We start from the raw sequence: 26,146 nt of genomic DNA, 5'->3' as shown, positions 1-26,146 counted from the left end.
GGCACGCCATGGCGTCCCGCCACCGAGTGCGCATAACGGTTGCTCAGGATGAGGGAGATGATTCGGATGCGCGTCGCTGTGCGGCCGGGCGCTGGACGAACCCCGGCAACCGCCGTCAGCCTTCCTCCGGCTCCGACACCTTGAACCGGTTGAGCAGGCCTTCCAGCTCGTCCTGCGTCTCGTAGCGGATGCGGATCTCACCGGATTCCGCGTCCTTGGGCTTGTAGGTCACTTCGACGCCCAGGGCCCGGCGGATCCGCAATTCCAGGTCGCGCACCGGGGCAGGGCGCTCGGCGGAGAGCCGCGGGCGGCCGGGGCGGGGCGTGTCGGGCTTTGCGGCCTCGGCGGCCTCCGACGCCGCCACGGCCTCGACCTCGCGCACCGACAGGCCCTCGGCCACGACCCGGCGGGCCAGCCCCTCGGGATCGCGCACAGCCAGGAGCGCCCGGGCATGGCCGGCGGTGAGTTCCCCGGCGGTGACCCGGTCCTGCACGGAAGGCGGCAGGTTGAGCAGCCGCAGGGTGTTGGCGAGGTGGCTGCGGCTCTTGCCGAGGATCTCGGCCAACTCCTTCTGGGTATAGGCGAAATCCTGCATCAGGCGCTCGTAGCCCGAGGCCTCCTCGATCGGGTTGAGGTCGGCCCGCTGGACGTTCTCCAGGATGGCGAATTCCAGCGAGGCGCGGTCGTCGATCTCGACGATCACCACCGGCACCTCGTCGAGGCCGCCCTTCTGGGCCGCGCGCCAGCGCCGCTCGCCGGCCACGATCTCGAACGCCCCCGGCACGTCGCCGAGCGGCCGGACCACGATCGGCTGGATGATGCCGCGCTGGCTGATCGAGGTCGCGAGTTCGGCGAGCTCCGCCTCGCCGAAGCTGCGGCGGGGGTTGCGCGGGTTCGGGCGCAGGAATTCCACCGGAACCTTGCGCTGCGGCTCGATCTTTCCGTCGAGCTTGGCCGTCTGTCCGGCGTCGCCGAAATCGCCGATCAGCGCCGCGAGCCCGCGCCCGAGACGGGGTCGTGCCCCCTCCTCCGCCATCCTTGTCACCCGTGTCACGCTCCGCACTCGACCCCCGGCTTCTGGGGATCACACAATCAGGCCGCCGCCGGCACCCGGCCTTCACGCTGGATCACCTCGGAGGCGAGGCGCAGATACGCTTGGCTGCCGGCACATTTCAAATCGTAGAGCAAAGCCGGCTTGCCGTGGGACGGCGCCTCGGAGATGCGGACGTTCCGGGGGATCACGGTCTCGTAGACCTTGTCGCCCATGAAGCCGCGCACATCCGCCACCACCTGGGCGGAGAGGTTGTTGCGCGGGTCGAACATCGTCAGCACGATGCCCTGGATGGTCAGCTTCGGGTTCAGGGCGCCCCGGACCTGCTCGACCGTGCGCAGCAGCTGGCTCAGGCCCTCCAGGGCGAAGAACTCGCATTGCAGCGGCACCAGCACCGCGTCGGCGGCAGCCAGCGCGTTGATGGTCAGCAGGTTGAGCGAGGGCGGGCAATCGATCAGCACGTAGCTGATCCGCTCCAGACCCTTGGCGTGGGCGATGTCCTTGAGCACGCCGCGCAGCCGGTGCGCCCGGTCGGGCAGGGTCGCCAGCTCCATCTCCAGGCCGAGCAGATCCATGGTGGAGGGCGCGATCGACAGCCGCGGCACCGCCGTGGGGATCACCGCCTCGGCCAGCGTCGCCTCGCCGATCATGACGTCATAGGTCGAGACGTGACGGCGCGCCCGGTCGATGCCCAGCCCCGTGGAGGCGTTGCCCTGCGGATCGAGGTCGAGCACCAGCACGTCCTCGCCGATCGCCGCCAGGGCCGTGCCGAGGTTGATCGCCGTCGTGGTCTTGCCGACGCCGCCCTTCTGGTTGGCCAGCGCCAGGATCCGCAGGGGATGTCGCACGGACGGTCTTTCGGCAGGGGTCAAGACGGGATCGCGGGAAGGATCCATGGACCGGTCGGCGGAGTCGCCGAGGATCGCTTCGGTCATCGATGGCTCGGGGCGGCGAGGGCAGTGACGCGCACGATCCGGGCTTCGGAATCAGTCCGGCTCGGCACGAGGTCGTTAACGACTCTCCACTGCGCGGCGGCCTGGGTCAATTCAGCTTGCACGTCGCGCCCTTTCGGAAACAGGCCGGTGGTGCCCGTTTTCAACAGCGGCTCGGTCCAGGCGAGGAGCTGCGTCATCGGTGCGAGCGCGCGGGCGCAGACGATGTCGACGCCCTGGTAGTCGCCGATCACCGCCTCGATCCGGGCGTTGCGGACCCGGGCCGGCGCCCCGGTGAGGCGGGCGGTCTCGGTGAGGAAGGCGCATTTGCGCGCGTTGCTCTCGACCAGATCGACCTGGATGCCGCGCTCGCGGCCGGCGATGGCGAGGATCAGGCCCGGGATGCCGGCGCCGGAACCGAGATCGAGCCAGGTCCGGGCCTCGGGGGCGAGGTCGAGGAGTTGCAGCGCGTCGTCGATATGGCGGCTCCAGACCTCCGCCAGGGTGGCCGGGCCGACGAGGTTCTTGATCGGCTGCCAGCGCCGGAGCTGGGTGACGTAAAGGTCCAGCAGCGCGGCTGTTTCACGTGAAACACCGGAGGCCGCCAGGATTCGGGCACGGTCCGGATCGCTCATGACGCGCGCCGGCCAGCATCCGGGGCGGCCCGCCTGGCATGGGCCGCCAGGAGGGTGAGGGCGGCCGGCGTCACGCCCTCGATCCGGGCCGCCTGGCCGAGGGTGCCCGGCCGGACGGTTTCGAGCTTCACCCGCATCTCGTTCGAGAGGCCGCTGATCCCGGCATAGTCGAGGGAGGCCGGCAGACGCACGGCCTCGTCGCGCCGGAAGGCGGCGATGTCGGCGTTCTGCCGGTCGAGATAGACCGCGTAGGTCGCATCGGTCTTGAGCCGGTCGGCCACCCGCGGGGACGTCTCGGCCAGTTCCGGCCAGATCGCGGCGAGCTGCCCCCAGGCGATCTCGGGATAGGCCAGCAGCTGGAACGCGCTGCGGCGGATGCCGTCGCGGTTCAGCACGATCCCGTGGGACGCCGCCTGGCTGGGGGTGAGGCTGACCACGTCGAGGCGAGCCCGCGCGACCTGGAGCTGCCGCTGGGAGGACGCAAAATGAGCGGCCCGGCCCTGCCCGATGCAGCCCAGCGCGAGGCCGCGCGGGGTCAGGCGCTCGTCGGCATTGTCGACCCGCAGGGAGAGCCGGTATTCCGAGCGCGAGGTGAACATTCGGTACGGCTCGCTGACCCCATGGGTGACGAGGTCGTCGATCATCACCCCGAGATAGGATTCGGCCCGGTCGAAGGTCGCGGGGTCGAGGCCGCCGGCGAACCGGGCGGCGTTGAGCCCGGCCACCAGCCCCTGGCCGGCCGCCTCCTCGTAACCGGTGGTGCCGTTGATCTGGCCGGCCAGGAACAGGCCGGGCAGGCGCTTGACCTGCAACCCGGCGTCGAGCTCGCGCGGATCGACGTAATCGTACTCGATGGCGTAGCCCGGCCGCAGGATCGTGGCGCGCTCCAGCCCCGGGATCAGCCGGATGAGGTCATGCTGCACCGCCTCGGGCAGGGCCGTGGAGATGCCGTTGGGATAAATGGTCGGGTCGTCCAGCCCCTCAGGCTCCAGAAAAATCTGGTGCCCCTCCCGGTCGCCGAAGCGCACGACCTTGTCCTCGATCGACGGGCAGTAGCGCGGGCCGCGGCTGGCGATGCCGCCGGAATACATCGGCGAGCGGTGCAGGTTGGCCCGGATCAGGTCGTGGACCGCCTGGGTGGTCCGGGTGATGCCGCAGCGGATCTGCGGCGTGGTGATCTTTTCGGTGAGCGTCGAGAACGGCACCGGGTCGGCATCCGCGTCCTGCATCTCCAGACCGGACCAGTCGATGGTGCGTCCGTCGAGGCGGGGCGGGGTGCCGGTCTTGAGCCGCCCGAGTCGCAGGCCGAGGCGGTCGAGGGTCTGGGCCAGGCCGATCGCCGGCGCCTCGCCGACCCGGCCGGCCGGGATCTGGCGCTCGCCGATATGGATCAGCCCGCGCAGGAACGTGCCGGTGGTGAGCACCACGGCGGCGCAGGCGATCGTCCGGCCGTCGGCCAGCACGAGGCCGGAGAGCCGGCCCTCGCGGTCGAGGACGAGATCCTCGCAGGCGCCTGCCACCACGGTGAGGCCGCCGGTTTCGGCGACGGCCGCCTGCATGGCGGCGGCGTAGAGCTTGCGGTCGGCCTGGGTGCGGGGCCCGCGCACGGCCGGGCCCTTGCGGCGGTTGAGCAGGCGGAACTGGATGCCGGCCGCATCCGCGACCCGGCCCATCAGGCCGTCGAGGGCATCGACCTCGCGGACGAGATGGCCCTTGCCGAGCCCTCCGATGGCGGGATTGCACGACATCGCCCCGATCGTGGCGGGGTCGTGGGTGACCAGGGCGGTGCGGGCGCCGCAGCGCGCGGCGGTAGCCGCCGCCTCGACGCCGGCATGGCCGCCGCCGACGACCACGACGTCGAACCGGTCGGATGATGTGGTGAGCATGCGGGTGATTACGCGGGCGCGGCCGGGACGGTCAACGCATCCGGCCGCGGGACCCTTGGATCGAACCAGGGAATCGACGCGCTCGACGGCTGTGTCCCACGCATGGCGGGGCAGGGGACCATGAACAGGGCGCAGTATTCGATGCAGTCCCGACGAGCGCAGCACGACTTCTTGCCGCCAGAGCTTCGGAAATTCTAGACGGCGCGCAGACAGACAAGCTCTCGCGCACGCTTGCCAGTGCATTCGCGTCGTGCCAGCCTGCCAACGAGATGAAATCCTGAACGGACAACGGCGTCCGGCAGGCCCCGGGACCGGGACTGTTTCGCAGCGTCGGCGGGCGGCGCGCGATGAGGAGGGATTGCGATGTCGTCGCTGACCATCGGCCTGGGTGCCGCCTGCTGCGCGGCCGGCGCCGCCGCCCACTTCCTCGATCACACCCACCGCAAGGAAGGCCTGTTCGGCCTGGCGGCCTTCGGGCTGCTGCTGACTGGGATGTTCCTCAGCCGCTCATAGGCGGGCGTGGCGGTCGAAATAGGGGGGTAACCTGTTCCCTGCCCGCATCCCGAGGCGGCACCTCATCCAACGCGAGCCGGACCCGGAGGCCTCATCCCCTCCCAGGATGAGAGCGAGGACGGGGGACGCCGACCGGGCCTGCCCTCACCCGGTCATGGCCGTGGCGGTGTAGCCGGCCTTGGTGAGGGCGTCGGCGATCACCAGGGCCTGGGCGTCGGTGCGGATCGCGACACGCCCGGATTCCCGGTCCACCTCGACCTCGGCCCCCGGGTCGATCCGGTTGACCGTGCGGGTCACCGCGGCGGCGCAGCCGTCGCAGGTCATGCCCTCCACCTGCATCAGCAGGTCGGCGCGTGTCTCATCCATCCGGGCCTCCATCAACCGTGTCACCGGCATCCCTGTGACGGGCCATGTCGGAGCGCGGCGCAGCCGGCGCAAGACGCCTCAGAATTGGGCGGGCATGCGGAACGCGTAGTCGACCTTCAGGCCGAACTGGAACTGGTCGGGGTTGCCGAACGGCCGGCGCACCAGCGGGCTGTCGCCGGACGCGCCCAGGATGCGGGCGTAGCCGGCATAGGCCGTGTAGGCCCAGGTCTCGCTCTGGGTGTAGGTCACGGCGCCGAGCACGCCGGCCGAGTAGAAGCCGCCGGGATTGTACGGGGTCACGCGGCCGTTGAGCGCGGCCTCGGCCGGCGACACGCCGAAATACTTCCGGGCGTAGCTGGCATCGCCGACGTTGAGGCGCGGGCCGATCGAGAACAGGAACGCACCCGTGGGCATCAGGTAGTCGGCGGCCAACGAGCCGACCGTGCCATGGTGCCCGTACACGCCCTGGCGGATTTCCACGCGGGTGCGGATCGACGGAGAGGGGTAGAACTCGGCGAACACGCCGGGCTCCAGGGCGATCCGCGCATCCCGGAATCCGAACAGGTGGCGCCGGTCGTCGCCGTAATAGCGGCCGGGCACGATCCGGGCGGTCGGGCCGATCCGGAACACCGGATCGTCGTAGAACGAGACGCTGAAGCCGTCATCCGGGGTCGAGAAGCGGCGCGGCTCGCCGGCCTTGCGGATGTCGATCGAGGGATAGCCGACCGCGGTGTAGTCCGAGGCACCGGGATAGCGCGGGATCGCCTGGAGCGAGGCGCTGACCGTGACGATCCAGGTGCTCGGATCGACGGCGCCCGGGTCGAGCTGCGTGAAGACCGGCCCGCGGCGCGCGGGCGCCGCCTCAAGATCTGCCGCGCGGGTCGGGGCGGCGGCGAGGACCAGAACGAGGGCGCCGACGGACGAGCCGACACGACGGAGAGAACGGGGCATCGGAACGCACTTCGGAACGCTTGAAGACACTGTGGTCATAGCCGCGCTTTATGGCGCCTTTTCTTTCCATCCACATGAGCGCCCCGCGCAATCGTCTTCCGATCACTCGCAAACCGCCCGGCCGTGACGATTCCGCAACGTTCCGGCTGGCTCCGGCACCACACCGGGCGGAATTCGCTTCCGCTCGCCTTGCCGCCGGGGCCGCACGGCGACAAAGATCATCGAATCGGTCTTCGCCCGCCGAATCATCCCGGGACTTCCCCCGGCGGCCGGTGCGTGACCCGGGTAGGTGTTTTTGAAGATGGTCCCGGTCCTCGGCCGGTACGCGGGGCTGTTGGCGGCCGGGCTCCTGGCGCTCGTCGTGCTCGGGCCGCTGGCGGTGTTCGCGCCGCTCATGAGCGCCCTGGCGCTCGGTGCGCTCGCCGCCGTGGCGGCCGGCCTCGCCCAGGCGCGTACCGCCGCCCTGAAGGCGCGCTGCGAGAAGCTGTCCGGCGAAGTCGATCTGCTGTCCCGGCGGCTGCTGAAGGCCGAGACCGCCGTCGTGCCGCCGCGGCCGGGCGACGCCGCGCTGCGGGCCGAGGTCGAGGAGTTGACCGTGGAACTCGGGCTCCTCAGCGGCATCGTCCGCGACCTGACCACCGTGGTCGGCACACAGGATGCCGAGATCGCCGGCCTCAAGGCCCGGCCCGAGCCGCGCCTGGAGCCACCGCCAGCCGCGCTGCCGCCGGCCGAGCCGGAGCGCATCCCGGCGCCCCCCGAGGCCGAGCCTGAGGCCGCAATTCCCACGCGCCCGCCGCGGGCGGCCCAGCCCCTTGCCCAGCCCCTTGCCCAGCCACTCTCGCCCCCCGAGCCGCCGCCCGTCGCCGCGACGCGCCATCCGGAGGCACCGCCCGCGCCGCGCCCGATCCCGCCCCGTCCCGCCCCCCGGGCCGCCGCGCCCTGGGCCGACCGCGAGGCCGAGATCGTCCGGGCCTTCGAGGCGGATGCCCTGGAGATCCACCTGCAGCCGGTGGTGACCCTGCCCCAGCGCAAGGTCTCGGCTTACGAGGCGTTGGCCCGCCTGCGGGTCGATGGCGAACTGACCGAGCCGGAGGTGTTCCTGCCGGTGCTGGAACGCTACGGCCGCACCACCGAACTCGACCGGCGCATGCTGCAGCGAGCCGCCATCGTGGTCCGCCACCTCGCCCGCCGGGGCAGCGAGACCATGCTGACCTACGGCCTGTCGCCGCTCTCGCTGTTCGAGCCCGGGCTGCTGCGCGAGCTGGCCCGTACGGTCGCGGACGATCCCGCCCTGGCCGGGCTGGCGATCGCGCTGCCGCAGGCGAGTTGGCAGGGTCTCGATGGCGGGCAGCGCGGACTGCTCCTGCCGCTGCGGGGCCGGATCGGGTTCAGCCTCGACCGGGCGGACGACCTGCGCTTCGACGTGGCCCAGCTCGCGGGGCTGGGGGTCGGCCAGGTCAAGGTCCCGGCCGAGCTGCTGCTGCGGCCGGGGTCGGAGCGGCGGCGCCTGTCTGACATCGCCATCGAGGATCTCGCCCCGGCCCTGGCCCGGGCCGGCATCCGCCTGGTCGCCACCGGGGTCGCCGAGGAGGCGGACGTGCCGGACCTGATCGACCTCGACATCCCGTACGCCCAGGGCGCGGCCTTCGCGGCGCCGCGGCCGGTGCGCGCCGAGGTCCTGACCGCGCCGCCGGAGCCGCCGCCCGAGCCGGCCGAGCCCGAGCCCGAGCGGCGGCCGTTCCGCTCGGTCCTGCGCAGAGCCGTCTGACCGGCGGTCCGAGCCGTGCGGCTCACCAATAGATCTGAAGCCGCCCCAGGACGGTGTCGACCGAGAACGGCGCGGTGCCCAGCACGTCCGACTGGGCCGCGCCCGGCTGAACGCGGCCGTGGATGACGTTCGCGATCAGGCGCAGGTTCGGCTCGGGATACCAGCTCAGGCCCAGGCTCACGTCCCGCTCGGCACCGCCGCGAAAGCCCCGGGCGTTCAGCGTGATGGCGCTGTAGCGGGCGGACAGCTCGAACACGCCGATCCCGCCCCGGGAGATTCTTTGGTCGTCCCGCGGCTGGACGCCCTTGAAGGTGGCGTAGGTCGTGCCGCCGTTCGGGGCCAGCGCGTAGGCGCGGCCGGCGCCGTTCAGCACCCAGCCGGCCTCGACGTAGCCGCCCTGGAAGTCGAGGCCGGGGACGGCCCCGCCCGCGCCGCCGAACCGGTCGATCGCGGCATGGATAACCTCGGCCTGCACCAGGACCGGACCGTTGCGATAGGCGAACTCGGCGCCGATCCGGGACACGCGCGCCGCGTCCGGCAGGTCGCCGGTATCGACGAAGGGGCGCGTGAACAGGAACGCCTCCGGCGGTGTGGAGAAGCTGAACGCACCGTCGGCCCGGCTCCGGCTCTGGAAGACGCCGGCGAGGCCGAGATGCAGGGTCTCCCGCTCGTTCAGGATCGGCGCCACCGTGGCGCGGCCCGCCGCCGCCACCCCGTCCCCGGTGATCCCGTTGCTGGCGGCGTCGCCGAACACGCTCGCCACGGCGGTCCAGGCCTGCCCGTGATGCCCGACCGCGAAACCGAAGCGGCGATCCGGCACGAACGCGTTGGCCAGGGAGCGCTCGGCGAACAGGGTGTCGTTGTTGCTCTGTAGCCATTCGAGGCTCAGCGGCACCTTCATGTTGCCGAGCGTCAGGATCGTGTCCGGCAGCCCCGTCCAGGCCACGAAGGCGTCGTTGATCGGCAGGAGCGGGTCGCTGAAATCGTACTGGAAGGCGACCACCCAATCCTTCCCGATGGTGAGCGTCGGCTCGATCCAGGAGCGGCGCACCGCGACGCTGTCGGGAAAGGTCGCGGCGAGGCCCGGCCGGCTGAAGCTGGCCGCACCAGCATCCAGGTGGAGGCGGCCACCGATCTGGAGCTTCATCTCCGGCTCGGGAACGGTGAAGGTCAGGCCCTTCGCGTCGTAGCGCAGGCGCTCGCCGGCGGGGCCGGCCATGCCCTCGATCGCATCCTCGGCCGCCCCGGCGGGCGAGGCGGCGGCCAGGGTCAGGACCACGAGGGCAGGGACGGGGCGCATGCCCGTCACCGGGCCATGGATCCGGTCCGGCGCCAATGACGGAGAGCAGGAATCGCCCGAATGATCGGGAGCGTGGCCCCGCGGTCCCGGCCCGTGCGCGGACCGAATCCCGGACCGACGGCCGATCAGCCTCCGGCGGACCCGTCGAGATGTGCCCGGATGTAGCGCCCCGCGCTCGCCAGGGACCGCCGGCCGGCCGCGACCTCCGGGTAGAACAGGTGCCAGGCATGGATCATGTGCGGCCAGACCTGCAGCTCGATCGCCACGTCCGCGGCCGCCGCCACCCCGGCGAGCCGCAGGGCGTCGTCGAGGAGCGTCTCCGCGGAACCGACCTGGATCAGCATCGGAGGCAGCCCGGCGAGGTCGGCGCGGATCGGCGACACCAGCGGGTCGTTGGGGTCGGCACCGTTGAGATAGGCGGCGGCGAGTTCGGCGAGGTAGGCCCGGCTGATCAGCGGATCGACCGCAGCCTTGGTGTCCAGGCTCGCCCCGGTGAGCGCGAGGTCGGTCCAGGGCGAGCTGAGCCAGAGGCAGCCGGGCAGGGGCAGGCCCCGCGCGCGCAGGGTCAGGGCCACGGCCACCGCGAGGCCGCCGCCCGCGCTCTCGCCGGCCAGGGCGATCCGGCCGGGGGCGAACCCGGATTCGAGCAGGAACCGGTAGCCGGCCAGCGCATCGCCCAGAGCGGTGGGGAACGGGTGCTCCGGCGCAAGCCGGTACGCCAGGGCGAGGGTGCGCGTCCCCGCTTCCCGGCCCGCCTGGGCCACGGCGTGGCGGTGGCTCTCCAGCGACCCGGAGACGTAGCCGCCCCCGTGCAGGAACAGGATCACCCGGTCGCGGTCCGCAGTGGCCGTCGCGGTCCACTCCGCGGGTACGTCCCGGATCTTCGCCGGCTGGACCGCGACGTCGGCCGGCAGGCCATATCCCGCCCCCAGCGCATCGACCCGGGCGCGCCGGGCCGCGAGGTCGGCCGGGCGCGGGCTGGCCGCGAGGCGTGCGCTGATGAGGGCGATCTCGCTCGCGTCGGCGGAAGGACTCGGCATCGTCGGATCCCGGCACGGGTGAATACAGTCACGATGGCTGGAGCCGCGTTATTGGCCAAGATGATCGTGATCTGCAATCCGACGCAACTGGGATTTTGACGAGCGTTCCAAGTCGCAGGGCGCTGTCCTGCCCCCGCAGGAGGTCCCGGACCTTTTGAAACCTCGGGTTTTTGGCCGTGGCGCCCGGGCGTCGAACGAGCCCTAGACCGCCACGTTGTCGATCAGCCGGGTCCGGCCCAGGAACGCGGCCGTCAGGACCCGCGCCGGGGCCTCGACCCGGTCGACCTGGGCCAGGGTCCGCGTGTCGCAGACCGCGAGGTACTGGACCTGGAAACCCGCGGCCTCCAGCGCGGCGCGCCCGTCGGCGACCGGGCCGGCCACCGGGCTGCCGCCCCGGGTTGCCGCGGCGATGTCGGCCAGGACTGCGTGCAGACGCGGGGCCACCGCGCGCTCCTCGGGCGTGAGGTAGCGGTTGCGCGACGACAGGGCGAGGCCGTCCGCCTCGCGCACGGTCGGGACACCCCGGATCTCGACCGCGAGGTCGAGGTCGGCCACCGCCTGCTGGATCACCCGGAGTTGCTGGAAATCCTTCTCGCCGAACAGGGCGATGTCGGGCCCGACCTGGTTCAGCAGCTTGGTCACCACCGTGGCGACCCCGGAGAAATGGCCGGGCCGGAACGGGCCGCACAGCCCGTCCGTCAAGCCGGCGACATCGATCCGGGTCGCGAAGCCCGGCGGGTACATGGTCTCCACCGCGGGGGTCCAGGCCGCGTCGGCGCCGGCTTGGCCGAGCAGCGCGAGGTCGGCCTCGAGGTCCCGCGGGTAGCGCGAAAAGTCCTCGTTCGGGCCGAACTGGGTCGGGTTGACGAAGATGCTCGCCACTACCCGGTGGCCGATCCGCCGAGCCTCGGCCACCAGGGCGAGGTGGCCCACGTGCAGGGCCCCCATGGTCGGGACCAGGACGACGCGCTCACCCGCCCGCCGCCAGGCGCCCACGCGCTGGCGCAGGGTGGCGAGATCGCTGAAACAGTGGAGATTCGATTCGGGCACGGGTCCGGCTCCGCGGCGGGGCGCCGATCTAGCGCATCGGGCCGGATATCGGAACCGGCACGCGGCGCGCGATATGGGATGCGCCCCGTGGCTTACCCGAAAGCCGGCAGCCGCCTGTCGGGACGATGCCCCGGGGCCCGATCCGCGCGCGGAACCTGCCGGTGCCGGATCAGGGGCAGTAGGGCAGGAGCGACCGGCCGAACGGGTCGTCGACGCCCAGCGGCGGCGTGAAGCCGTAATAGCTCGGATGCGACAGGCCGTATTCGGATCCGACGTAGCTCGGATCGTCCGGCGCGTTGGTCGGCACCGGCACCCGACGGGGCGTGCAGCCCACCGGAACCGCCCGGGTGCGGAGGGCGTAGACCGGGCGCCGCTCGATCCCGTCGTTGCGCGGGAAGAAGCGCGGGCCGCTCCGGGTGACGGTCTCGTAGCTGCCGCGCCCGTCGAGGCCGCCCCGGACGTCGAGGTCGGCCGCGCGGGCGCCGGCCCCTGCGGTCAGCAGGGCGAGGCCGAGCACCGTCCCGATCCCGTGCGTCCCGCATGCCCCGCGTCGCTGCCGTGCCGTCACCCGCATGCCGAACCCGTCCCGCAACCCGGCCCAGGGTGCCGCAACAGGGTAAACGGCGACTTACCCTTGGGGCGATCCCTTGGGGCGATCCCTTGGGGCGATCCCTTGGGGCGATCCCTTGCGTGATCCTTGGGAGCGATCAGGTCAGCGGCACCACCAGGGCCGTCAGCGCGGCCGCGAGGTCACCCTCGGTGAGACGGATCTGCAGGCCGCGCCCGCCGCCGTTCACGTGGATCTCGGCGGCCGGGTCCGACAGCGAGCCGGCATCGATCGCGGTCGGAAAAACCCGCTTCTGTCCCAGCGGGCTGATACCGCCGACATGGTAGCCGGTGAGGCGCTCGGCATCCGCGGGCTTGAGCATCGCCGCCGCCTTGCCGGAGAAGGCCGCCACCACCCGCTTCATCGAGACCTCCGTGTCGGAGGCCACGAGGAGGCAGACCGTCCGCCCATCCACCGCCGCCATCAGGGTCTTCAGCACTCGGGCGGGCTCGACGCCCAGCGCCTGTGCGGCCTGCAGGCCGATGCGCGGGGCATCCGGATCGTAAGCGTAGGCGTGGAGGCTGTAGCGGATCCCGGCCTTGTCGAGGGCCAGGGTCGCCCGGGTGGTCTTGGTGGCAGGCGTCTTCGCCATCGGGCATCGTCTCGAACGGTGGCCACCGGCTTTCGGGAAAAGACGATGCGCCGCTGCAATCTCGGATCAGGGGGCGCCCACTCGGGCGGCCATGAGCCGGCCGATTTCGGCATAGGCTGCCTCGACAGCCGCCGCGGGGGCCGTAGCCCCGGTAACGTACACGCAGGCCAGGACCGGCGCACGCCCGGGCGGGGATCCCGACGGTCGGAGGATCGCCACGTCGTTGAACGTGCCGTTGTCGCCGCTGCCGGTCTTGTCGCCGACGATCCAGTCCGGCGGGAGCCCCCCGCGCAGGCGCTTGGCCCCCGTCTGGCACCCGACCATCCAGGCCTCCAGCTGCCCGCGCGAGGCCGCCGACAGGACAGGCCCGAGCAGGACGCGCCCGAGGGTCTGGCGCATCGCCTCCGGACTGGTGGTGTCGCGCGGATCCCCCGGCAACGCGGTGTTCAGGGTCGGCTCGTCCCGGTCGAGGCGGGTGCGGGTATCGCCGGTGCCGCGCAGCCAGACGGTCAGCGCTTCGGGGCCGCCCAGGGCTGTGAGCAGCAGGTTGGCCGCGCTGTTGTCGCTCCACACGATCGCGGCGGCGCAGAGGTCGGAGATCGTCATCCGCCCGGTGCCGCCGCCGGCCTCCACGACCTTCCGGGTCACCGGCGCGTAGCTCAGAAGGATGCCCGGCCCGAAGCCGACGGCCCGGTCCAGGGATTCCGATCCCGCATCGACCCGCGCCAGGATGGCCGCGACGGCGAGGGCCTTGAACGTGCTGCACATCGGGAACAGCTCGTCCGCCCGGTGGCTCAGGAGCACGCGCTCCTGCGTCCCGGCCGAGACCCCGAGGCGGCCGCCGAGACGCCGCTCGATCTCCGCCAGGGCCGGCTCGGCCTCGTCGGCACGGGCGCTCGCCGGGCGCAGGAGAACCGGTGCGGCGAGGACGCCCAGGCAAACAGTACGGCGGGTCCAGGACGTCACGGCGTCTCGCTCTCTCGGTGATGGGTACGCCGATCTTGAGCGTCGGCATGACCGGCCAATGACGCCAGGGGCGCGATCACCGCCTCGGAATGGTACAGGGGCCGGCGGGCGTGTTTCACGTGAAACGCGTCGGATTCCAAGCGGCCGCCGACCTCCGCCAGTGACATCATCATGACCGAGTCCGATACCCTCTTCGCCCCGGCTACCGGGTTCGGCCGCGCCGCCGTCTCGGTGATCCGCGTCAGCGGGCCCGGCGCCCGGGCGGTGCTGGCCGCCCTCGCCGGCACCCTGCCGCCGCCCCGGCGGCTGTCCCTTCGCACCCTGCGGGATCCCCGGGACGGCACCGAACTCGACCGCGCCCTGGTCGCATGGTTTCCGGGGCCCGAGACCTATAGCGGCGAGGACATGGCCGAGTTGCACCTGCATGGCGGGACGGCGGTGCGGATGGGGGTGCTCACGGCCCTGGCCCGGATGCCGGGATGCCGGGCCGCCGGTCCCGGGGCCTTCACCCGGCGGGCGGTGCTCAACGGCCGCATGGACCTCGCCGAAGCCGAAGCGGTGGCCGACCTGATCGACGCCGAGACCGAGGGGCAGCGCCGGCAGGCCCTGCGCCAGCTCGACGGGGCTCTGAGCCGCCAGGTGGCGGCCTGGCGGGAAGAAGCGATCGACTGCCTGGCCGCAGCCGAGGCCGCGCTCGATTTCGCCGACGAGGGCGACGTCGACGAGGCCGGGCTCGACGCCGCCCTGTTCGGCCGCGTCTCCGGCCTGCGCCAGGCTATCGCGACCGCCCTACACGACGGCCGCCGGGGCGAGCGCCTGCGCGAGGGTTTCGTCGTGGTGTTGGCCGGGGCGCCCAACGCCGGAAAATCGACGCTGCTGAACGCCCTCAGCCGGCGGGACGTCGCGATCGTGTCGGATGTGCCCGGCACCACCCGGGACGCCATCGAAATCCGCCTCGATCTCGGCGGCCTGCCGGTTTTCTTGGTCGACACCGCGGGCCTGCGCGAGACCGCCGAACCGGTGGAGGCCGAGGGCATCCGGCGCAGCCGCGCCCGCATCGGCACGGCCGACCTCGTCTTGGCCCTCGTACCCCCGCACGGGAGCCGGCCGGACCTCGGTGCGGCCGGCCTTCCTGTCCTCCCGGTGCACACCAAGATCGATCTTTTTGCCGGCTCAACAAACGCCGTGGCGCCTGGAGCACTGGCGGTCTCGGCCCGGACCGGGGCCGGGCTGGACGCGCTGCTGGACGCGATCCAGATGGCGGCGGAAGCCGGGCTCGGCACCGGCGACGCGCTGGTTACGCGGGCCCGCCATCGGGCGGCGCTGGAGGCCTGCGTGGCGCATCTCGACCGGCTTCTCGCCGGAACGGGCGCTCTGCCTGAACTCGCCGCAGAGGATCTCCGGCTCGCAGTCCGGTCGCTGGGCGAGGTCGGTGGGCATGTCGGCGTCGAGGATGTGCTGGACCGGCTGTTTTCCGGTTTCTGCATCGGAAAGTAGTTTCTTAGCCGGCGTATTTCTAAGGATCGGGCGGTCGCGCCGGGCTTGGTGACCGCGTCCGTCCTCCCGACCGCCGCCCTCGAACCGCGGCCGTTTCCGCTCGTGCGGTGCGCGGGTCCCTGAGCCCGCGAGACCGGCCACCGGACCTATTGCGGGATCCGCAGGATCCGCGGGCGCCAGATCCCCAAAGCTACGTTGGCGGCCGACACCGCCAGCAGCACCCAGAGCGTGCCGCGCTCGCCCTCCAGCGACGCGGCCAGGGCGGCGGGATCGAGCAGGCCGGCCAGCGCCCGGGCGCTGCGCTCGGCCTCGCGGTTCATCGGCCCCTGCACGTAGACCAGGCCGCCCTCGAACATCAGGACCCCGGTGGCGAGCTTCACCCACGCCCAGCCCGCGTTGAGGTAGGCCCGGTTGAGGGCCATCGCGAGCAGGCCGGACAGCAGGGTCGCGGCGAGCGAGGGCAGGAACACCCAGGTGGCGACGGCCCCCATGGCGCCCCGGATCGCCGCGTAGCCGGGCAGGGCGGCCGGCGCGGGGGCCAGCGCCAGGAGGACCACCAGGGACGCCATCGCCCCCAGCAACCCGGCCGACCCCATCGTGTGCAGGAATTTCAGCAGGCGTCGCACGGCGTCTCACCCCCGGCCCGGTCGGCGCCAGCTTAGCGCCGGAAACCCGGCGCGGGAGCGGGCCCGAAGGTCGCGCCCCGGCCCCCGGTCAGCTCCTCAGACCCGGCGCCTCCTGGCCGGTGCGGGCCACGTACTCGGTGTAGCCGCCGCCGTACTGGTGGATGCCCTCGGGGGTCACCTCAAGCACCCGGTTCGACAGCGCCGCCAGGAAGTGCCGGTCGTGCGAGACGAACAGCATCGTGCCCTCGTAGTTGGCGAGCGCGCTGATCAGCATCTCCTTGGTGCCCATGTCGAGGTGGTTGGTCGGCTCGTCGAGCACCAGGAAGTTCGGCGGATCGTACAGCATCAGCGCCATCACGAGCCGGGCCTTCTCGCCGCCCGAGAGCACCCGGCAGCGCTTCTCGACGTCGTCGCCCGAGAAGCCGAAGCAGCCGGCCAGCGCCCGCAGCGAGCCCTGCCCGGCCTGCGGGAACGCGTCCTCCAGGGTCTGGAACACGGTGCGGTCGCCGTCGAGCAGGTCCATGGCGTGCTGGGCGAAGTAGCCGAGCTTGACGCTGCCGCCGACCATGACGGAGCCGTCGTCCGGCGCGGTGGTGCCGGTGACGAGCTTCAGCAACGTCGACTTGCCGGCGCCGTTGATCCCCATCACGCACCAGCGCTCCCGGCGCCGCACCGAGAAGTCCAGCCCCTCGTAGATCGTGCGGCTGCCGTAGCGCTTGTGGACGCCCTTGAGCATCACGACGTCGTCGCCCGAGCGCGGCGCCGGCTGGAACTCGAACGCCACCGATTGCCGCCGCCGGGGCGGCTCGACCCGCTCGATCTTGTCGAGCTTCTTCACCCGGCTCTGGACCTGGGCGGCGTGGGAGGCCCGGGCCTTGAACCGCTCGATGAAGGCGATCTCCTTGGCCAGCATCGCCTGCTGGCGCTCGAACTGCGCCTGCTGCTGCGCCTCGTTCAGCTTCCGCTGGCCCTCGTAGAAGGCGTAGTCGCCCGAGAAGGTGGTGAGCGCGCCGCCGTCGATCTCGATCACCTTGGTGACGATGCGGTTCATGAACTCGCGGTCGTGCGAGGTCATCAGCAGGGCGCCGTCATAGGCCTTCAGGAACGATTCGAGCCAGATCAGGCTCTCGAGATCCAGGTGGTTGGACGGCTCGTCCAGCAGCATCACGTCCGGGCGCATCAGCAGGATGCGGGCGAGCGCGACCCGCATCTTCCAGCCCCCCGAGAGGGCGCCGACATCCCCGTCCATCATCTCCTGGCTGAAGCTGAGGCCGTCGAGCACCTCGCGGGCGCGGCCCTCCAGGGCGTAACCGTCGAGCTCCTCGAACCGGGCCTGGACCTCGCCGTAGCGCTCGACCAGGGCGTCCATCTCGTCGGCGCGGTCCGGGTCGGCGAGCGCGGCGCCGAGCTCGGCGAGCTCCGCCGCCACCGCGCTCACCGGGCCGGCGCCGTCCATCACCTCGGTGACGACGCTGCGCCCGGCCATCTCGCCGACATCCTGGCTGAAATACCCGATGGTGATACCCCGGTCGGCAGCGACCTGGCCCTCGTCGGGCTGCTCCTGGCCGATGATCATCCGGAACAGGGTGGTCTTGCCGGCCCCGTTCGGACCCACGAGCCCGATCTTCTCGCCCCGCTGGAGCGCGGCCGAGGCCTCGATGAAGACGAGCTGGCGCCCGTTCTGCTTGGTGATTTTGTCCAGGCGTATCATGAAGGGCGGTTGCCGTGTCCGGGGGAGGGCTTTCTTCAGGCCGCTTACGGCATGGATCGAGACGGCGCAAAGACGGGGCCGGGGTCGGGGGGCCGCGGACCGCTCACGCAACCGTGGGATCGGCGCCGGGAGCCAAGCACAGGCTGGGCCGTTGCCCCGCGCGAGACACAAGGAACGCGATGCTGTTCGGTTGGTGGAAGACGAGCCTCGACATGGCCATGCTGGGCCTCGAGGCTCAAGGCGTGATCGCCCAGCGCATGGCGATGTTCGCGGTGGGCGGCCCGGCCGCGCAGATCGAGGCGCAGCGCATGGTGACGGAGAAGATCATGGCGGCCAGCGAAGCGGCCCTGATGGTCGCCTCGGGCGCCTCGAACGGCAAGGTGATCCGCAGCTACCGCCGGAAGGTCCAGGCCAACGCCCTTCGGTTGAGCAAGGGCTGATTTCTCCCGGGTCGGAGGTTCTTCGGCCGGCGCCGCACTCACGAAAGAAGCCGCGCCGCCTCCCCTTGCCGAGACAGCAGCGCTACAGCCGCCCGGTCGAAGGAGACGAAAGTCTCGCCGCCGAGACGGCGGCCTTCATGGGCGATGACCCCGTCTGCGAAGTCGCCGCCGGCCTCGAGCAGCCCGAGCCCCGCCTCTACGGCGGGCCGGTTCATGGTGACGTTCCCGGTCTCGAGCAACGCGCGCAGCGCGGACGCCACATCCGCGGTCGCGATCTTGGCCCCGCGCCGGAGGATCCAGACCAGCTCGCACAGGCACGGCAGCGGGATCGCGATCGTGCTCGCGTCCGTGAGCAGCTTCCGCGCCGTGCGGCCCTGCTCAGGATCGTCCATCAGAATCGCCCGGGCCAACACGTTGGTATCGACGGCGATGTTCATGCGTCGTCCGGCGTGCCGGACCAGCCCGCTTCAGCGATGGCGTTCATCGCCTCGATCGTCAGCGGCTTATCCAGCGTCACTTTTCCATCGAGGGCATGGAGGAACTTGTCGATCGTGCCGGAGGGCCGGGCCGCCCGCACGCGCAACTCACCACCGGGCAGTTTCTCGAAGTCGATTCGCTCCCCGGGCTTGATGCCGAGGTGTTGGAGCAGGTCACGTTTCAGGGTGACCTGTCCTTTCGGCGTCACGGCGACGGACGCCATCGCGCTCTCCATAAGTCGGACTGGATCGAACGGGACTGCGAAACGACATGCGCGTCAAGCCTGTAGTCCTGTCGTCAGGATGCTGGAGGGCGCGCAAGAAGGTCCAAGCCAAGCCCTTCGCTGAGCCGCTGGTGAGATGACGCTGGACTGGGAACTCTCGCCGTCATCGCTTCGCTTACGCTCGCAAAGACAGGGCCTGCTCGCTGAATCTCTGACCCGGCCTCAGTTGTTCGCCGTCCGGAACGTGTCGCAGGCCTTGGTCTGGCCGCTCTTGTAGCCGGCGGTGAACCAGCGCTGGCGCTGGGCCGAGGAGCCGTGCGTGAAGGAATCCGGCACCACGTAGCCCTGCGAGCGCTTCTGCAGCGAATCGTCGCCGATCTGGGCGGCGGCGTTGAGGGCCTCGTCGATGTCGCCCTGCTCCAGCTCGGCGTACTTGTCGTTCGAGTTCTTGGCCCAGACGCCGGCCAGGCAATCGGCCATCAGCTCGATCCGCACCGACAGGGCGTTCGCCTCGGTCTTGCTGGAGGCCTGCTGCTGGCGGGCCTGGACCTTGCCCAGGATGCCGAGCACGTCCTGGACGTGGTGGCCGACCTCGTGGGCGATGACGTATGCGTAGGCGAAGTCGCCCTTCACGCCGAACTTGCTCGCCATCTCCTTGAAGAAGCCGGTGTCCAGGTAGACCTTCTTGTCGAGCGGGCAGTAGAACGGGCCCATGGCGGCCTGGGCCGAGCCGCAGCCGGAGCGGGTGCCGCCGGTGTACAGCACCAGGGTCGTCGGGGTGTATTGCTTGCCGGTCTGCTGCGGCAGGATCTGGCTCCACACGTCCTCGGTGTTGCCCAGGATCTTCGACGCGAACCGGCCGCTCTCGTCCGTCGGGGCCTGGCGGCGCCGGGACTGGGTCTGCGGGTCGGCCTGCTGCTCCTGCTGGCCGCCGCCGCGGCCGATCTGCTGGGCGCCGCCGATCAGGATCGCCGGGTTGATGCCGGTGAAGTAGCCGATGATCATCAGCACCACGATGGTGCCGATCCCGAGGCCGCCCGCGCCGCCGCCCGGGAAGCCCATTCCGCCGCCGCCACCGCCCTCACCGCGGCGATCCTCGACGTTGTCGGAGCTGCGTAGATCGTCCCAGCGCATGGTACCGCCCTGATGCCGCGCCTGCCGCCGGGCAGGGTGCGGTCCTAACTGTGCATCGCCTATGTCCGAAAGCCGGCAGACACCGTTCGGGACGAAGCTCTAATGACGGGAGGGAACGCCCGGTTCCGCGGCTCCGGTCAAGCTTTCCCGTCGAGCAGGGCGCGCAAGGCGCGAAAATCCCGCCACGCGAGGCGCTTCTGTACCGGCTGGCGCAGCAGGAAGGCCGGGTGGAGGGTGGCCAGCAGCTTCGCCTCGCCGGTCGGCAGCTTGTACGGGAACAGCCGGCCGCGGGTCCGCAGGATCCCGTCCTTGGTGCCGGTCAGCGTCTGGGTCGCGGGGGCGCCGAGGCAGACGATCACCTCCGGATCGACCAGCTCGATCTGGCGCTCCACGAAGGGCCGGCACACCGCCACCTCCTGGGGGGTCGGGTTGCGGTTGCCCGGGGGCCGCCAGGGCACGATGTTGCCGATATAGGCGCTGGTCCGGTCCAGCCCGACCGCCGCCATCATCTTGTCGAGGAGCTGGCCCGAGCGGCCCATGAACGGCTTGCCGATCCTGTCCTCGTCGGCGCCCGGGGCCTCCCCGAGAAACATCACCCGCGCCTCGGGATTGCCGTCGGCGAAGACCAGGTTCTTGGCGGTGAAGCGCAGCGGGCAGGCGTCGAAATCCGCCAGGATCTTTTCGAGTTCGTCGAGGCTCTTGGCCTCGCGGGCCCGGGCGCGGGCGTCGCTCGCCGCCTCGTCCGGCTGGGCGCTCGCCGCACGCCCGAAGGTGCGGGCCGGAGCCGGGGGCGGGGGTGAGCCCGGGGGCGGCACGAGGCCGTGCGACGGGGCGGCGGGCCGGGGGGCCGCGGCCGGGCGCCGGGGCGCCCGCAGGGTCGGCGCCGGCGTGTCGGCCTCGCCGAACCGGTCGTGCGGCTGCTCGTCGAGGACCGCGTCGGCGCCGGCCTCCACGTGGAAATCGAGATAGGCGATGAGGTCGGCTTGCGCGTCGGTGGGGCTCGGCATGCTGATCAGCATGTGGGGCGCTCGATGCCTGTGGACAACTCTTGAAACCCGCTCGACGGCAAGGACTTGCGTGACCGAACGGCGCGCCTCGGGCGCCCTGCCGGGCGCGAGGCTGACCGCCGGGTCGCCCCGAGCCCGTCCGTATTCCCCACCCATGCGGCATAGGGGAGCTTTCGCTCAAGTCCGGGCCGCGGCCGCTTGCCTTTCCAGTCTGGAATCGCTTGAGACGGCAGCACACAATGCCGATCCGGCAACGGATCCGGCATAGCGACAAGAAAACAGGAGGCTCGACGATGGCGCTGCCCGAACGCGAAAGCATGGATTTCGACGTGGTCGTGGTCGGCGCCGGCCCGGCCGGGCTCGCCGCCGCGATCCGCCTGAAGCAGCGCGCGGCCGAGATCGGCGAGGAGATCTCCGTCGTCGTTGTGGAAAAAGGCTCCGAGGTCGGCGCCCACATCCTGTCGGGCGCGGTGATCGATCCGATCGGCCTCGACCGGCTGCTCCCGGACTGGCGCTCCGATCCGGAGCGGCCGCTCAAGACCGAGGTCCGGCGCGACGAGTTCATGATGCTGACCAAGAACAGCGGCGTCACCCTGCCGAACGTGTTCTTCCCCAAGCTCATGTCGAACCACGGCAACTTCGTCGGCTCGCTGTCGAACACCTGCAAGTATCTGGGCGCCCAGGCGGAAGCGCTCGGCGTCGAGATCTATCCGGGCTTCCCGGCCTCGGAGGTGCTGTACGACGAATCCGGCGCGGTGGCGGGCATCGCCACGGGCGACCTCGGGATCGGCCGTTCGGGCGATCCGCGCGAGGACTACACCCGCGGCATGGAGCTGCGCGGCAAGTACACAGTGTTCGGCGAGGGCGCCCGGGGCAACCTGACCAAGGGGCTGATCCAGCGGTTCTCGCTCAACCGGCACAGCGACCACTTCAAGTACGGGCTCGGCGTCAAGGAGCTGTGGCAGCTGCCGGATTCCACCTTCGAGCCGGGGCTGGTGCGCCACACGATGGGCTGGCCCCTGCCGAACCGGGCCGGCGGCGGCTCCTGGCTCTACCATTTCGACGACAACCTGCTGTCGGTCGGCTTCGTCACGCACCTGAACTACGAGAACCCGACCCTGTCGCCGTTCGAGGAGTTCCAGCGCTTCAAGACCCACCCGATGATCGCCGACACCTTCGCGGGCGCCAAGCGCATCGGCTACGGCGCGCGCGCCATCATGGAGGGCGGCTGGCAATCGGTGCCCAAGCTCGTGTTCCCGGGCGGCTGCCTGGTCGGCTGCTCGGCGGGCTTCGTCAACGTGCCGCGGATCAAGGGCTCGCACAACGCGATCCTGTCCGGGATGCAGGCGGCCGACGCCATCGCGGACGCCCTGAAGGCCGGCCGGGCCGGCGACGAGCTCGCCGCCTACGACGCCGGCTGGCGCGACAGCCCGATCGGGCAGGACCTCAAGGCCGTGCGCAACGTCAAGCCGCTCTGGTCGCGCTACGGCACCCTGGTGGGGGTCGGGCTCGGCGGGGTCGACATGTGGGCGACCAGCCTGCTCGGCGCCTCGCCGTTCGGCACGCTCAAGCACGGCAAGCCGGACCATGCCTGCCTCAAGCCGCTCTCGGAGGTGACGCCGATCACCTACCCGAAGCCGGACGGCAAGCTGACCTTCGACCGGCTCTCCTCGGTCTACCTCTCGAACACCAACCACGAGGAGGACCAGCCGCCCCACCTCAAGGTCCGCGACCTCGAGCTGCAGAAGCGCTCCGAGCACGACGTCTACGGCGGCCCCTCGTCCCGCTACTGCCCGGCCGGCGTCTACGAATGGGTGGAGGACGCCGCCGCCAGCGACGGCGTGCGCTACCAGATCAACGCGCAGAACTGCGTCCACTGCAAGACCTGCGATATCAAGGATCCGAACCAGAACATCGACTGGGTGACGCCGGAGGGCCCGGGCGGGCCGAACTATCCGAATATGTGAGAAACCTTCCGTCCGATCTGGACAATCCGCACAATCCGCACGAGATTGTGCGGAGGCGGAGGGCTGCCGGGATGGCACGGGATTCAGTAGCCGGGCCGGACGCGCTCGACATCCGGTCCGACGACGTGCTGGCCATGCTCCGGAGGCGCAATCCGGAAGCCGAGCCGGAGGCGTTGAGGCACACCGCCGGCCTGATGGCAGCGGTCGGTCGGGCCGTGGAGCAGGGCGACGTCGTCCGGGCCATGCACGTCGTGCTGGATCATCTGAAAGCCGAGGGATCGGTCTCAAGATCGAGTGAGCCCGGTGATGAAAAGCCGCGGAAGCTCATCCTGAAGCCTCTCGGCGCTGTCGAAGTGAGCCGCGGAGCGGCACCGGGCGAGACGATCGATCGTCGGGACGGTCTAAAGCAGCTTGCGGCCTGTGCGCTTCCCCTGAAGCTCGAGGACTGGGCCGGTCCCCTCGCGGGCGCGGGCGAACTCGCAGCCAATCTCGGGATCGCGCGGTCCACCCTCCAGGATTGGCGGCGCAGCGGCGCGATCGTGGGCTTGCTGAAGGGAACGCGCAAGCACCTGTTCCCCCTCGCCCAGTTCGTCGACGGCCGTCCGGTCGCGGGGCTCGCCGAGGTGCTGGCGATCGTCGGTGATCCGCGCACCGCCTGGCTCTGGCTGGTTGAGCCCTACGTGCGCGGCGGATCGCCGCTCGAAGACCTGAAGCGGGGACGGGCCGCTTCCGTCATCGATGCGGCCCGCGATGACTTCGCATGAGCCGAGGCTCGATCACGCGGTCCTCGCCAGCCTCGCCATCGCCTTCCAGCCGCGCAGCTATTACCGCGTCACGCCGCTGGCATACCGATCGACGCCCCTCGGCATGGGGTTCGGGCGGTCGCGCTTCTCCAGTCCGGACGACGGATTCAAGGTTCTCTACCTCGCCGTGGCCTGACGACGGGCATGGCCGAGACGCTGATCCGCGATCGCTTCGAGAATCGCCGCCGGCGCCGGATCGGCGCAGCGGAGATCGCCCGCTGGGGCGTGACACGGGTGAGCGCATCCAGTCCGCTGACCGTCATCGACCTGCGCACCACCGGCCTGATCCGGCTCGGCGTCCCGACGGATGCCGGCCGCGCCAAGGCGCATCGCTACGGCCCACGCCTCAGCCGCGCGATCCATGAGACGAGCGATGCCGACGGCATCCTGTACGGCTCGCGCCTGACCGGCGCGTCCTGCTGCGTCGTCTACGATCGCGCCGTCCCGAAGCTGACGGCGGAGCCCGTCACGGACCTCCTGCAGCAGGCTGCCCTCGCCGCCGTACTCGGCAGCTTGGCCGTGGACCTCGTGATGTCCGCCTGAGACCACACGGCCGGCCCGCGCCATCCTTTCGCCTTGCGGGGCTGGCGGGATGCGTTCAGTGTCCCCAGCGATTTTCGGGGATGCCCCGCCATTCTCGCGCCCGGCCCCCGTGGGCCGGCGCCCAGGAGCCGCGACCGGTTCATGATGACAACACGCGCCCGCCGGAGCGTCTCGGCGCTCGCCCTGATGCTCGCCGCCGGCCTGCCTCAGACCGTTCTGGCCGCCCAGCCGCGCGAGTCGGCCCCGCTGCTCGAATACGAACCCGCGGAATCCCTGGAGGGCAACTTCCTGTCCGCCTACATCGCGGGCGCCTCCCGGGACACGGCGGCGGCGGCGACGTTCTACCGCGAGGCGGTCAAGGCCGACCCGCGCAACGCCGAGCTGGTCGAGCGCGCCTTCATCTCGCTGCTCGCCGACGGCGCCCTGCCGGACGCGTTCCGGGCCGGCGAGAAGCTGATCGCCCGCGATCCCACCAACGGGCTGGCCAACCTCTCCCTCGGGGTGCGCCAGATCAAGGCCGGCCAGTGGGCCGCCGCCCGCCAGAATTTTTCCAGGAGCGGCCGCGGGGCGGCCACCGACCTCACCGCCACGCTGCTGACCGCCTGGTCTTACGCCGGCGCGGGCGACGGCAAGAAGGCGCTGGAGACGGTCAACAAGCTCCGGGGCGAGCGCTACTACAACACCTTCCGCGACTACCATGCCGGCCTGATCGCCTCGGTGATCGGCGACAACGCCGAGGCCGAGCGGCGGCTCAAGGCCGCCTACGAGGCCGACCGCAACACCCTGCGGATCGTCGACGCCTACGCCCGGCTGGAGGCCAGCCTCGGCCGCACCGACCTGGCGATCCAGGCCTATTCCGACTTCGACCAGCTCTCGCCCCGGCACCCGCTGGTGCGCGACGCCCTCGACAAGCTCAAGGACGGCAAGCCGCTGGCCCGGCTGATCGGCACCGCCCAGGAGGGCGCCGCCGAGGTGCTGTACGGGCTGGGCTCGGCGGGCTCGACGCAGGGCGACGAGCTGCCCGCGGTGATCTACCTGCGGCTCGCGCTCTACCTCGCCCCCGACCACGCGCTGGCCCGGCTGACGCTCGCCGACACGCTGGACCGGATGAAGCAGACCGAGCGGGCCAACGAGGCCTACGCGCAGATCCCCGCGACCTCGCCGCTCAAGCTCAACGCCGACATCCAGGTCGGCCTCAACCTGGAGCAGATGGGCAAGGGCGACGAGGCGCTGGCCCATCTCGACGCCGCCATGAAGGCGCATCCGGACGACATCGACGTGATCACCGCGCTCGGCAACGTCCAGCGGGCGCGCAAGAAGTACGAGGAGGCGGCCGCCACCTACACCCGCGCCATCGACCTGATCGGCGACCGGCCGCTGGCGAATTACTGGACCACCTTCTACTTCCGCGGCACCGCCTACGAGCGCGCCAAGCAATGGCCCAAGGCCGAGGCCGACCTGAAGAAGGCCCTGTCGCTGGTGCCGGCGAGCCAGCCGGCCGCCAAGGCCCAGGTGATGAACTACCTCGGCTATTCCTGGGTCGACCAGAAGATCAACATCGACGAGGCGTTCAAGCTGCTGCAGCAGGCCGCCGACGCGAGCCCCCGGGACGGCATGATCGTCGACAGCCTGGGCTGGGCCTATTACCGCCTGGGCCGCTGGGACGACGCGGTGCGCGAGTTGGAGAAGGCGGTCGAGTTGAAGCCCGGCGACCCGACCATCAACGACCACCTCGGCGACGCCTACTGGCGTGCGGGCCGGCGCCTCGAGGGCAAGTTCCAGTGGCAGCACGCCAAGGACCTGAACCCCGAGCCGGACGACCTCGCGCAGATCAACGACAAGCTCAAGGACGGCCTGCCGGAGATCGAGAAGCCGACCGCCACGGCCGAGACCGTGCCGGCCCCGGTGGCGGCTCCGCACAACGCCGAGAATCCGGAACTGCCCAAGGGCGCCCCGCAGCCGCACGAGGCCCCGGGCGCCGCCGACAAGGCCAAGAAGTCGGGGGGCTAAAACCCGCCTCCCGCGGGGCGCGCATACTCTCCGGGCCGGCAAGACTAATTT

General features: G+C 71.3%; 27 protein-coding genes. 9 read left to right on the top strand and 18 right to left on the bottom strand.

Translation table 11 applies throughout. From position 1 onward, the window contains the following. Nucleotides 1–115: 115 nt before the first annotated feature. From MFF40_RS13635 to mnmG, 4 genes are read right to left on the bottom strand one after another with little or no spacing between them, the layout of a single operon-like run. Nucleotides 116–1,036, bottom strand: coding sequence for a ParB/RepB/Spo0J family partition protein (locus MFF40_RS13635; RefSeq protein WP_147898499.1), 921 nt, complete (start codon nucleotides 1,034–1,036; stop codon nucleotides 116–118). A 56-nt stretch (nucleotides 1,037–1,092) separates the two neighbouring features. Continuing rightward, nucleotides 1,093–1,947 (bottom strand): ParA family protein, encoded by an 855-nt coding sequence (locus MFF40_RS13630; protein WP_147856585.1) that lies wholly within the window; start codon nucleotides 1,945–1,947, stop codon nucleotides 1,093–1,095. A gap of 35 nt (nucleotides 1,948–1,982) precedes the next feature. After that, entirely contained in the window at nucleotides 1,983–2,618 is a 636-nt protein-coding gene (gene rsmG, locus MFF40_RS13625) for a 16S rRNA (guanine(527)-N(7))-methyltransferase RsmG (RefSeq protein WP_147856582.1), read from the bottom strand. Then, nucleotides 2,615–4,504 (bottom strand): tRNA uridine-5-carboxymethylaminomethyl(34) synthesis enzyme MnmG, encoded by a 1,890-nt coding sequence (mnmG, locus tag MFF40_RS13620; RefSeq protein ID WP_238260860.1) that lies wholly within the window; start codon nucleotides 4,502–4,504, stop codon nucleotides 2,615–2,617. Before mnmG ends, rsmG begins: the two co-directional genes overlap by 4 nt. 363 nt (nucleotides 4,505–4,867) lie before the next feature. Between mnmG and MFF40_RS13615 the strand changes: the two genes are divergently transcribed. After that, nucleotides 4,868–5,017 (top strand): hypothetical protein, encoded by a 150-nt coding sequence (locus MFF40_RS13615; RefSeq protein WP_187193489.1) that lies wholly within the window; start codon nucleotides 4,868–4,870, stop codon nucleotides 5,015–5,017. Between the two features lie 144 nt (nucleotides 5,018–5,161). Here the strand turns inward: MFF40_RS13615 and MFF40_RS13610 are convergent, their stop codons facing one another. Next, nucleotides 5,162–5,383, bottom strand: a complete 222-nt coding sequence (locus tag MFF40_RS13610; RefSeq protein WP_147857329.1) for a heavy-metal-associated domain-containing protein — start codon at nucleotides 5,381–5,383, stop codon at nucleotides 5,162–5,164. Between the two features lie 78 nt (nucleotides 5,384–5,461). Next, nucleotides 5,462–6,334, bottom strand: a complete 873-nt coding sequence (locus MFF40_RS13605; protein ID WP_238260858.1) for a MipA/OmpV family protein — start codon at nucleotides 6,332–6,334, stop codon at nucleotides 5,462–5,464. A 301-nt stretch (nucleotides 6,335–6,635) separates the two neighbouring features. On the opposite strand from MFF40_RS13605, the gene MFF40_RS13600 reads away from it, so the two are divergent. Further along, on the top strand, nucleotides 6,636–8,102 hold the full coding sequence (locus MFF40_RS13600) for an EAL domain-containing protein (protein WP_238260874.1): 1,467 nt from the start codon (nucleotides 6,636–6,638) through the stop codon (nucleotides 8,100–8,102). Between the two features lie 22 nt (nucleotides 8,103–8,124). Here MFF40_RS13600 and MFF40_RS13595 read toward each other — a convergent pair whose 3' ends face one another. From MFF40_RS13595 to bla, 6 genes are all read right to left on the bottom strand, one after another. Then, on the bottom strand, nucleotides 8,125–9,402 hold the full coding sequence (locus MFF40_RS13595; protein ID WP_238260856.1) for an OprO/OprP family phosphate-selective porin: 1,278 nt from the start codon (nucleotides 9,400–9,402) through the stop codon (nucleotides 8,125–8,127). Between the two features lie 125 nt (nucleotides 9,403–9,527). Continuing rightward, entirely contained in the window at nucleotides 9,528–10,442 is a 915-nt protein-coding gene (locus tag MFF40_RS13590; protein ID WP_238260854.1) for an alpha/beta hydrolase, read from the bottom strand. Between the two features lie 201 nt (nucleotides 10,443–10,643). Further along, nucleotides 10,644–11,492 carry a pantoate--beta-alanine ligase gene (panC, locus tag MFF40_RS13585; protein ID WP_238260852.1) on the bottom strand — a complete coding sequence of 283 codons (849 nt, stop codon included), beginning with the start codon at nucleotides 11,490–11,492 and terminating at the stop codon, nucleotides 10,644–10,646. A gap of 169 nt (nucleotides 11,493–11,661) precedes the next feature. Further along, complete coding sequence (locus MFF40_RS13580) at nucleotides 11,662–12,066, bottom strand: hypothetical protein (RefSeq protein WP_147899115.1); 405 nt, start codon at nucleotides 12,064–12,066, stop codon at nucleotides 11,662–11,664. Nucleotides 12,067–12,199: 133 nt separating this feature from the next. Beyond that, nucleotides 12,200–12,691, bottom strand: a complete 492-nt coding sequence (locus MFF40_RS13575) for an aminoacyl-tRNA deacylase (RefSeq protein WP_238260850.1) — start codon at nucleotides 12,689–12,691, stop codon at nucleotides 12,200–12,202. Nucleotides 12,692–12,757: 66 nt separating this feature from the next. Beyond that, complete coding sequence (gene bla / locus MFF40_RS13570; RefSeq protein WP_238260848.1) at nucleotides 12,758–13,657, bottom strand: class A beta-lactamase; 900 nt, start codon at nucleotides 13,655–13,657, stop codon at nucleotides 12,758–12,760. Nucleotides 13,658–13,828: 171 nt separating this feature from the next. On the opposite strand from bla, the gene mnmE reads away from it, so the two are divergent. Beyond that, complete coding sequence (gene mnmE / locus MFF40_RS13565; RefSeq protein ID WP_238260846.1) at nucleotides 13,829–15,154, top strand: tRNA uridine-5-carboxymethylaminomethyl(34) synthesis GTPase MnmE; 1,326 nt, start codon at nucleotides 13,829–13,831, stop codon at nucleotides 15,152–15,154. Between the two features lie 146 nt (nucleotides 15,155–15,300). Here mnmE and MFF40_RS13560 read toward each other — a convergent pair whose 3' ends face one another. Next, nucleotides 15,301–15,780: a hypothetical protein gene (locus tag MFF40_RS13560; protein ID WP_147899111.1), complete on the bottom strand. Its 480-nt coding sequence runs from the start codon at nucleotides 15,778–15,780 to the stop codon at nucleotides 15,301–15,303. 88 nt (nucleotides 15,781–15,868) lie between these two features. Further along, on the bottom strand, nucleotides 15,869–17,491 hold the full coding sequence (locus MFF40_RS13555) for an ABC-F family ATP-binding cassette domain-containing protein (protein ID WP_238260844.1): 1,623 nt from the start codon (nucleotides 17,489–17,491) through the stop codon (nucleotides 15,869–15,871). Nucleotides 17,492–17,670: 179 nt separating this feature from the next. Between MFF40_RS13555 and MFF40_RS13550 the strand changes: the two genes are divergently transcribed. Continuing rightward, nucleotides 17,671–17,931: a hypothetical protein gene (locus tag MFF40_RS13550; RefSeq protein ID WP_147856279.1), complete on the top strand. Its 261-nt coding sequence runs from the start codon at nucleotides 17,671–17,673 to the stop codon at nucleotides 17,929–17,931. 38 nt (nucleotides 17,932–17,969) lie between these two features. Here MFF40_RS13550 and MFF40_RS13545 read toward each other — a convergent pair whose 3' ends face one another. From MFF40_RS13545 to MFF40_RS13530, 4 genes are all read right to left on the bottom strand, one after another. Further along, the gene (locus tag MFF40_RS13545) at nucleotides 17,970–18,368 is read right to left on the bottom strand and encodes a type II toxin-antitoxin system VapC family toxin (RefSeq protein ID WP_147856278.1); all 399 of its coding nucleotides are present in this window, start codon (nucleotides 18,366–18,368) and stop codon (nucleotides 17,970–17,972) included. Further along, nucleotides 18,365–18,631: an AbrB/MazE/SpoVT family DNA-binding domain-containing protein gene (locus tag MFF40_RS13540; RefSeq protein WP_147899109.1), complete on the bottom strand. Its 267-nt coding sequence runs from the start codon at nucleotides 18,629–18,631 to the stop codon at nucleotides 18,365–18,367. Before MFF40_RS13540 ends, MFF40_RS13545 begins: the two co-directional genes overlap by 4 nt. Before the next feature lie 222 nt (nucleotides 18,632–18,853). Further along, nucleotides 18,854–19,765 carry a KPN_02809 family neutral zinc metallopeptidase gene (gene ypfJ / locus MFF40_RS13535; protein WP_147856276.1) on the bottom strand — a complete coding sequence of 304 codons (912 nt, stop codon included), beginning with the start codon at nucleotides 19,763–19,765 and terminating at the stop codon, nucleotides 18,854–18,856. Nucleotides 19,766–19,902: 137 nt separating this feature from the next. Further along, on the bottom strand, nucleotides 19,903–20,784 hold the full coding sequence (locus tag MFF40_RS13530) for a uracil-DNA glycosylase (RefSeq protein WP_238260842.1): 882 nt from the start codon (nucleotides 20,782–20,784) through the stop codon (nucleotides 19,903–19,905). Between the two features lie 281 nt (nucleotides 20,785–21,065). Here MFF40_RS13530 and MFF40_RS13525 point away from each other — a divergent pair, with 281 nt between their 5' ends. The 5 genes from MFF40_RS13525 to MFF40_RS13505 all read left to right on the top strand — a co-directional run bounded on the left by MFF40_RS13525 (nucleotide 21,066) and on the right by MFF40_RS13505 (nucleotide 26,095). Further along, entirely contained in the window at nucleotides 21,066–22,739 is a 1,674-nt protein-coding gene (locus MFF40_RS13525; protein WP_147855172.1) for an electron transfer flavoprotein-ubiquinone oxidoreductase, read from the top strand. A gap of 71 nt (nucleotides 22,740–22,810) precedes the next feature. Beyond that, nucleotides 22,811–23,503: an antitoxin Xre/MbcA/ParS-like domain-containing protein gene (locus MFF40_RS13520; RefSeq protein WP_238260840.1), complete on the top strand. Its 693-nt coding sequence runs from the start codon at nucleotides 22,811–22,813 to the stop codon at nucleotides 23,501–23,503. After that, on the top strand, nucleotides 23,490–23,678 hold the full coding sequence (locus tag MFF40_RS13515; protein ID WP_238260839.1) for a hypothetical protein: 189 nt from the start codon (nucleotides 23,490–23,492) through the stop codon (nucleotides 23,676–23,678). Before MFF40_RS13520 ends, MFF40_RS13515 begins: the two co-directional genes overlap by 14 nt. A gap of 8 nt (nucleotides 23,679–23,686) precedes the next feature. Next, nucleotides 23,687–24,085 carry an RES domain-containing protein gene (locus tag MFF40_RS13510; RefSeq protein WP_238260836.1) on the top strand — a complete coding sequence of 133 codons (399 nt, stop codon included), beginning with the start codon at nucleotides 23,687–23,689 and terminating at the stop codon, nucleotides 24,083–24,085. A 141-nt stretch (nucleotides 24,086–24,226) separates the two neighbouring features. Next, on the top strand, nucleotides 24,227–26,095 hold the full coding sequence (locus MFF40_RS13505; protein ID WP_147855175.1) for a tetratricopeptide repeat protein: 1,869 nt from the start codon (nucleotides 24,227–24,229) through the stop codon (nucleotides 26,093–26,095). The last annotated feature ends 51 nt before the right edge of the window (nucleotides 26,096–26,146 follow it).

The organism is Methylobacterium mesophilicum (genome assembly GCF_022179445.1).
Taxonomy (GTDB): Bacteria; Pseudomonadota; Alphaproteobacteria; order Rhizobiales; family Beijerinckiaceae; genus Methylobacterium; species Methylobacterium mesophilicum.
This window is presented reverse-complemented; position numbering and strand designations above follow the sequence as displayed.

Coding starts and splice junctions, on each gene's coding strand:
- MFF40_RS13635 (WP_147898499.1), bottom strand. CDS start 1,036: ATGGCGGAGGAGGGGGCACGACCCCGTCTCGGGCGCGGGCTCGCGGCG.
- MFF40_RS13630 (WP_147856585.1), bottom strand. CDS start 1,947: ATGGATCCTTCCCGCGATCCCGTCTTGACCCCTGCCGAAAGACCGTCC.
- rsmG (WP_147856582.1), bottom strand. CDS start 2,618: ATGAGCGATCCGGACCGTGCCCGAATCCTGGCGGCCTCCGGTGTTTCA.
- mnmG (WP_238260860.1), bottom strand. CDS start 4,504: ATGCTCACCACATCATCCGACCGGTTCGACGTCGTGGTCGTCGGCGGC.
- MFF40_RS13615 (WP_187193489.1), top strand. CDS start 4,868: ATGTCGTCGCTGACCATCGGCCTGGGTGCCGCCTGCTGCGCGGCCGGC.
- MFF40_RS13610 (WP_147857329.1), bottom strand. CDS start 5,383: ATGGATGAGACACGCGCCGACCTGCTGATGCAGGTGGAGGGCATGACC.
- MFF40_RS13605 (WP_238260858.1), bottom strand. CDS start 6,334: ATGCCCCGTTCTCTCCGTCGTGTCGGCTCGTCCGTCGGCGCCCTCGTT.
- MFF40_RS13600 (WP_238260874.1), top strand. CDS start 6,636: ATGGTCCCGGTCCTCGGCCGGTACGCGGGGCTGTTGGCGGCCGGGCTC.
- MFF40_RS13595 (WP_238260856.1), bottom strand. CDS start 9,402: ATGCGCCCCGTCCCTGCCCTCGTGGTCCTGACCCTGGCCGCCGCCTCG.
- MFF40_RS13590 (WP_238260854.1), bottom strand. CDS start 10,442: ATGCCGAGTCCTTCCGCCGACGCGAGCGAGATCGCCCTCATCAGCGCA.
- MFF40_RS13580 (WP_147899115.1), bottom strand. CDS start 12,066: ATGCGGGTGACGGCACGGCAGCGACGCGGGGCATGCGGGACGCACGGG.
- MFF40_RS13575 (WP_238260850.1), bottom strand. CDS start 12,691: ATGGCGAAGACGCCTGCCACCAAGACCACCCGGGCGACCCTGGCCCTC.
- mnmE (WP_238260846.1), top strand. CDS start 13,829: ATGACCGAGTCCGATACCCTCTTCGCCCCGGCTACCGGGTTCGGCCGC.
- MFF40_RS13555 (WP_238260844.1), bottom strand. CDS start 17,491: ATGATACGCCTGGACAAAATCACCAAGCAGAACGGGCGCCAGCTCGTC.
- MFF40_RS13550 (WP_147856279.1), top strand. CDS start 17,671: ATGCTGTTCGGTTGGTGGAAGACGAGCCTCGACATGGCCATGCTGGGC.
- MFF40_RS13545 (WP_147856278.1), bottom strand. CDS start 18,368: ATGAACATCGCCGTCGATACCAACGTGTTGGCCCGGGCGATTCTGATG.
- MFF40_RS13540 (WP_147899109.1), bottom strand. CDS start 18,631: ATGGCGTCCGTCGCCGTGACGCCGAAAGGACAGGTCACCCTGAAACGT.
- ypfJ (WP_147856276.1), bottom strand. CDS start 19,765: ATGCGCTGGGACGATCTACGCAGCTCCGACAACGTCGAGGATCGCCGC.
- MFF40_RS13530 (WP_238260842.1), bottom strand. CDS start 20,784: ATGCTGATCAGCATGCCGAGCCCCACCGACGCGCAAGCCGACCTCATC.
- MFF40_RS13525 (WP_147855172.1), top strand. CDS start 21,066: ATGGCGCTGCCCGAACGCGAAAGCATGGATTTCGACGTGGTCGTGGTC.
- MFF40_RS13520 (WP_238260840.1), top strand. CDS start 22,811: ATGGCACGGGATTCAGTAGCCGGGCCGGACGCGCTCGACATCCGGTCC.
- MFF40_RS13515 (WP_238260839.1), top strand. CDS start 23,490: ATGACTTCGCATGAGCCGAGGCTCGATCACGCGGTCCTCGCCAGCCTC.
- MFF40_RS13510 (WP_238260836.1), top strand. CDS start 23,687: ATGGCCGAGACGCTGATCCGCGATCGCTTCGAGAATCGCCGCCGGCGC.
- MFF40_RS13505 (WP_147855175.1), top strand. CDS start 24,227: ATGATGACAACACGCGCCCGCCGGAGCGTCTCGGCGCTCGCCCTGATG.